Genomic DNA, 1,609 nt, shown 5'->3' on the forward strand with positions numbered 1-1,609 from the left:
CGGGTGATGGTGCCACACGGGCGGGTGCTACCGGATGTCGCCGCGGCCTTAGGCCGCGATACGCTGGCCGAGGGAGACACCCTGAGCTTGGGCGCGCTGACCGTGCATGTACTGCCGTTTTGCGAACAGGGCGAGTACGACAAGCTGTTGTGGTCGTGCGATTTCAATATCGTGCGCGGCGAAGACAGCTTTATGCGTGCGCAGTGGGCCGCGCGGCCTTTTTTGTGGCATATCTACCCGCAGGACGAGAACGCCCACATCATCAAGCTTGATGCCTTCCTCACCCGCTACACGGCGGCGATGGACGAAGCAAGCCGCGACGTATTGCAGCGCGCAGCACATGCATGGAATCTTGAGCAAGACATAGCCCGTAGCTGGGGAGAAATGACAGAAAACTGGCCACAACTGGCCCTGCATGCCAGCAACTGGCCGCAACGGGCACTGGGCAGCAGCAGTCTTAGCGCCAGACTGGTGCAAATGGTTGAAAAACAGCTACAATAGCGCCCTCTTGGGGAAAGCATTCCCCGAAATCAATTCAGCTCTGGGAATGTCAAGCAATGAAAACCGCACAGGAACTCCGCGCAGGTAACGTCTTTATGGTTGGTAGCGAGCCTATGGTGGTTCAGAAGGCCGAATACACCAAATCGGGCCGTAACGCTTCCGTCGTCAAGATGAAGATGAAGAACCTGCTGACCGGCGCAGGCAGCGAAACCGTATACCGTGCCGATGACAAGTTCGATGTCGTGGTTCTGGATCGTCGCGATTGCACCTACACCTACTTTGCTGATCCGATGTATGTATTCATGGACGGCGAGTTCAACCAGTATGAAGTTGAAGCCGACAACCTGGGCGATACCCTCAACTACATCGTTGACGGCATGGAAGACAACTGCCAGGTCACCTTCTACGACGGCAAAGCCATCTCGGTCGAACTGCCGACCACCGTAGTACGCGAAGTGGAATACACCGAGCCTGCCGTACGCGGCGACACCTCGGGCAAGGTTCTGAAGCCAGCCCGTCTGGTCGGCACCACTTTCGAAATTCAGGTACCGGCTTTCGTGAACACCGGCGACAAGATCGAAATCGATACCCGCACCAACGAGTTCAAGAAGCGCGCCTGATTTCCGCACGCTCTTGTCGAAAAAGCCACCTTCGGGTGGCTTTTTTCATGGCGATGCTCAGCATGGCGCGCACAGATCACGGTTGTGCTCGACAGCCCCCCCTCGCTCGCCTCAGCGTAAGCCGAAGGGCAGCATCGGCATTTTTGACGCGCAAAAAAAATGCCCCGGGAAAACCCGAGGCACACAATGCAAACAACAAAGGAGAAACCATATGAAGCAAATTAATATTAGCAATTAACTATATTTGACACAACAGTCATACCCGGATATTGACCATTCGTGTCGCAAATACCTAAAACCATCCAGGTATGCATCAGCACCGGAAAGAGCCGGCAATACGCCGGAATGCACACAAGTCGCACCATCTACAGCAATCACGTGTAAAATGGCGTTTTCCCTGCGTCGGACTCGTCCTGACGGCGGGCGTATTTTCCAGCAAAAGGCAATAAGCATTACCATGGCCCAAACCAAAGAAACTGCACTGGGTG

The 1,609-nt window shown here is 54.9% G+C and carries 2 protein-coding genes; both read left to right on the forward strand.

The features are described from left to right. Positions 1-501, forward strand: a 501-nt coding sequence (gene earP / locus ACRC1E_RS07370; protein WP_438514459.1) for an elongation factor P maturation arginine rhamnosyltransferase EarP, incomplete at its 5' end; no start/stop codon positions are given. A gap of 56 nt (positions 502-557) precedes the next feature. Then, a complete protein-coding gene (gene efp, locus ACRC1E_RS07375; protein ID WP_438514460.1) occupies positions 558-1,121 on the forward strand; it encodes an elongation factor P in 564 nt (187 codons plus the stop codon). Positions 1,122-1,609: the final 488 nt, after the last annotated feature.

Origin of the sequence: Craterilacuibacter sp. (genome assembly GCF_051659485.1) — a bacterium.
GTDB lineage: Bacteria > Pseudomonadota > Gammaproteobacteria > Burkholderiales > Chromobacteriaceae > Craterilacuibacter.

Bases quoted from the DNA above. Each gene is read 5' to 3' on its own strand.
- efp (WP_438514460.1), top strand. From the start codon at position 558: ATGAAAACCGCACAGGAACTCCGCGCAGGTAACGTCTTTATGGTTGGT.